General features: G+C 61.8%; 3 protein-coding genes and 2 pseudogenes. All 5 read right to left on the minus strand.

Going from position 1 to position 3530, the window contains the following annotated elements; genetic code table 11:
- Positions 1–140, minus strand: a pseudogene (locus NEZ08_RS22675) (quinone oxidoreductase); the annotation flags it as partial.
- A 242-nt stretch (positions 141–382) separates the two neighbouring features.
- The gene (locus NEZ08_RS22680) at positions 383–1375 is read right to left on the minus strand and encodes a nitronate monooxygenase family protein (protein WP_298112081.1); all 993 of its coding nucleotides are present in this window, start codon (positions 1373–1375) and stop codon (positions 383–385) included.
- A gap of 99 nt (positions 1376–1474) precedes the next feature.
- Positions 1475–2491 carry a 2-dehydropantoate 2-reductase gene (locus tag NEZ08_RS22685; RefSeq protein WP_298112084.1) on the minus strand — a complete coding sequence of 339 codons (1017 nt, stop codon included), beginning with the start codon at positions 2489–2491 and terminating at the stop codon, positions 1475–1477.
- A 112-nt stretch (positions 2492–2603) separates the two neighbouring features.
- On the minus strand, positions 2604–3029 hold the full coding sequence (locus NEZ08_RS22690; RefSeq protein WP_298112086.1) for a CBS domain-containing protein: 426 nt from the start codon (positions 3027–3029) through the stop codon (positions 2604–2606).
- 266 nt (positions 3030–3295) lie between these two features.
- A pseudogene (locus NEZ08_RS22695) lies at positions 3296–3530 on the minus strand (oxalate/formate MFS antiporter); the annotation flags it as partial.

Below are 3530 nucleotides of genomic sequence, written 5' to 3' on the forward strand. Positions count from 1 at the left end.
GCATGTCCTTTGGTCATGCCGAGATCGGCCCGGTTGAGGCCGCAGGCGCGGACGCGCACCAGCACCTGTGTGCCTTTCGGGGTGGGCTTGGCGACATCGGCGATTTCAGCGCCGTTGGCGCCGTAGATATAGGCTTTCATGGGATCTTTCTCTTTCTGGCGAGGCGACTTCAGTAAACCCTGATGGTGAGGAGCGCTACCGTCCGAGCAGGCCGAGCGCAAGTGAGGCCGTTAACGAACGGCGGCACGAAACAACGCGTCTCCGGACGATGCTTCGCATCGCCGGGAGAACCATGAGGCGCGACCCCGACCTCATCTTCGAGATGCCTGCTGCGCTGTGGCTCCTCAGGACAAGGGGACGGAGTCTTTTTTGGCACGACCGACTATTCTGCGGCCTGGCGGCGAGGGGAGAGCATCCCTTCGAGCCGGCTTTGAATGATCGCCTCCGCGTCGCGGACAATGCGCGATACGAGCTCGGCGCAGGTGGGAATATCATGGATCAGACCCTGGACCTGACCCGCCGACCAGATTCCCTCATCTGCATCGCCTGTCGCATAGACCATCTTGCCGCGCGCGCCCGCCACCAGTTCGCGAACCTGCTCGAAGGTGGCGCCTTCCTTCTCCATCGCCACTACCTTGGTCGAAATCGCGTTCTTGGCGACGCGCGAGGTGTTACGCATGGTGCGGAAGATCAGTTCGGTCTCGCGCTCGTCATTGGCGACGATGCGTTCCTTGATCTGCTGATGAATCGGACTTTCTCGGGTCGCCATGAAGCGCGTGCCCATGTTGATGCCTTCCGCGCCGAGTGCGAGCGCGGCGACCAGACCGCGTCCGTCACCGAAGCCGCCGGAGGCAATCATCGGTATCTTGATCTTGTCGGCAGCTGCCGGAATCAGGATCAGGCCCGGCGTATCGTCCTCTCCGGGGTGGCCGGCGCATTCAAAACCGTCGATGGAAATCGCATCGACCCCCATGCGTTCGGCCGACAGCGCGTGGCGCACGCTGGTGCATTTGTGCACGACCTTGATGCCGTGCTTCTTGAATTCGGCGACATGATCCTGCGGCTTGTTGCCGGCGGTCTCGACGATCTTGACGCCGCTTTCGATAATGGCCTGGCGATATTCGGCGTAAGGAGGAGGCTTGATCGCGGGCAGGATGGTCAGGTTGACGCCGAACGGCTTGTCAGTCATGTCGCGGCAGCGCGCGATCTCTTTTCGAAGATCTTCCGGCGTCGGTTGCGTCAGCGCGGTGAGGAAGCCGAGCGCCCCGGCATTCGCGACCGCCGAGACAAGTTCGGCGACCCCGACCCATTGCATGCCGCCCTGGGCGATCGGGTGTTCGACGCCGACCAGTTCGGTAAATCGCGTTTTGATCATTTTTCCTCCGAAAGGCTCACCTGTCGGCGCGCTTTTTTCAGAGGAAGGATGCCGCCGCAGCCGTGAATTGTCTACGGCGGCCTTGCATGGCGGCCGTGATCAGGCAAAGGCCGGTGTTTTGCTTTCGACCGGGATCGGAGCGCAGCCAAGTCCGGCTATTCGGGCCCGCTGCACGACGAGGGCGAGCACGGCGTCGAGGGCAGGCGTCGGGGTTTGCGTCAGCCGCCCCATTTCCTGAACCACCGAAACCAGCGGTCGGATTTCCATTGGCCGGCCGCGCTCAAGGTCCTGCAGCATCGACGTCTTGTGGGCGCCGACCTTGCGCGCGCCTTCGATGCGGCGTTCGACATCGACACGGAATTTGACGCCGAATTTTTCAGCGATCGTCTGTGCCTCGATCATGATCGCCTTCGACAGGGCGCGGGTGGCCGGATCCGAGCAGATCACGTCGAGCGTTGCATGCGTCAATGCGCTGATCGGATTGAGGCAGACATTGCCCCAGAGCTTCAGCCAGATTTCGTCGCGGATACGCGCCAGCACTGGCGCCTGCATGCCGGCCTCGCTGAACAGCGCAGACAGGCGTATCACGTCTTCCGTCGTTTCGCCGGAGGGTTCGCCGATCGGAAAGCGGTCGCCATAGACGTGCTGGATCACGCCCGGAGCCACAATCTCGGTCGCGGGGTAGACGATGCAGCCGATGGCGCGCGCAGGCCCCAGTTCGCGCCACTGTCGCCCGCCCGGATCGATGCTCTCCAGCGTCGCGCCTTCGTAGGCCCCGCCGTGCTTGTAGAAATACCAGTAGGGAATACCGTTCACCGCGGTCACAACGCGGGTTTTCTCGGCAAGCAGCGGCTGCATCGCATCGATGACCCCGGTGATGGAATGCGCCTTCAGGCAGATGATGACGAAGTCCTGCGGACCAAGTTCGGCGGGGCTGTCGGTGCAGCGCGGACGCGCCACACGCTCTTCGTCGCCGATCAGAAGCTTCAATCCATTCGCCTTCATCGCGGCAAGATGGGCGCCGCGCGCGACCAGGCTGACGTCGGCGCCCGCGCGCGCGAACTGAACCCCGAGATAACCGCCGATCGCACCGGCGCCGTAAATGCAGACTTTCATGAAACCTACCCGGAAGATCGAAATCGAAGCTGGATTGAGAAATCTGGACGCGTCGCTGCAGTGCGCGGAAACGGAATTTCCGCGCCTGGAAGTCGCAGGATGGGGAAGAGCCTCAGGCGGAGGCGGCGAACACCATGGCCTCGTCGTCAAAGGCGCTTGCAATGTCGCGAATGCTGATCACGCCGCAGAGGCTGTGGTTGTCGATCACCGGAAGATGGCGGATGTGATGTTCGTTCATCAGGTGACGGACATCTTCCAGCGTATCGTTGGAACTGCACCACACAAGCTGCTGCACCGAGATCAGCTGCGACACTTTCATGTTGACCCCGGCGGCGCCGTGTTCGGCGATCGCACGCACGACGTCGCGCTCCGTGAACATGCCGACAGCGGTATTGCCTTCCGTGCGCACAACGTCCTTGACGACGAGGGCGCTGACATTGCCCGCCCGCATCAGTTGCGCCGCGATGGCCACGGTTTCGTTCATTCGAATGGTGGAAATGCGCGCAGTCTTCTTGCGCAGGACGTCTCCGACTTTCATCGCAAGCTCCTCAAGGTCAGCCGCAGGATCAGGATATCAACGCACCAAGATTGGTATACGTTATGCCAGTTGTCAAATCGTTTGTGACCGTGATTCCGCAAGAATAATGGCAGCATTCCTGACGTTTCGCGCGACGCAAGCTCGCGCAACTGCCCGAGCCAGAGAGCATTGTGTATTTTGTATGCCAATCGCTTTTGGCAAAAAGAGGGGCGCACCGAAGTGCGCCCCACATTCCTGGCTGACGGACGCGTTGAGGGCGCCTTCGGCTATTCCGCCGGTTGCGCCACCGGGGCGTCCTTTTCCGCGGCGCGCTTTGAAAGCCGCATCGGCCGTACGACGAACAAGGCCAGCGCCACCACAAGAAGGTTCATGATCGATGCGACCACAAAAACGGCGTGCCAGCTGCCGGTGTGCACCTTCAGCACGTTGGCCAGCGGGACCACAAAGGCCGACACGCCCTTGGCCGTGTACATCAGGGCGGTATTGGTCGTCGCGTATTTC

Source organism: Bradyrhizobium sp., assembly GCF_027451485.1.
Taxonomy (GTDB): Bacteria; Pseudomonadota; Alphaproteobacteria; order Rhizobiales; family Xanthobacteraceae; genus Bradyrhizobium.

What these genes read in the sequence shown, in the direction of transcription:
- NEZ08_RS22680 (WP_298112081.1), bottom strand. Translation starts at nt 1,375, where the DNA reads ATGATCAAAACGCGATTTACCGAACTGGTCGGCGTCGAACACCCGATC.
- NEZ08_RS22685 (WP_298112084.1), bottom strand. Translation starts at nt 2,491, where the DNA reads ATGAAAGTCTGCATTTACGGCGCCGGTGCGATCGGCGGTTATCTCGGG.
- NEZ08_RS22690 (WP_298112086.1), bottom strand. Translation starts at nt 3,029, where the DNA reads ATGAAAGTCGGAGACGTCCTGCGCAAGAAGACTGCGCGCATTTCCACC.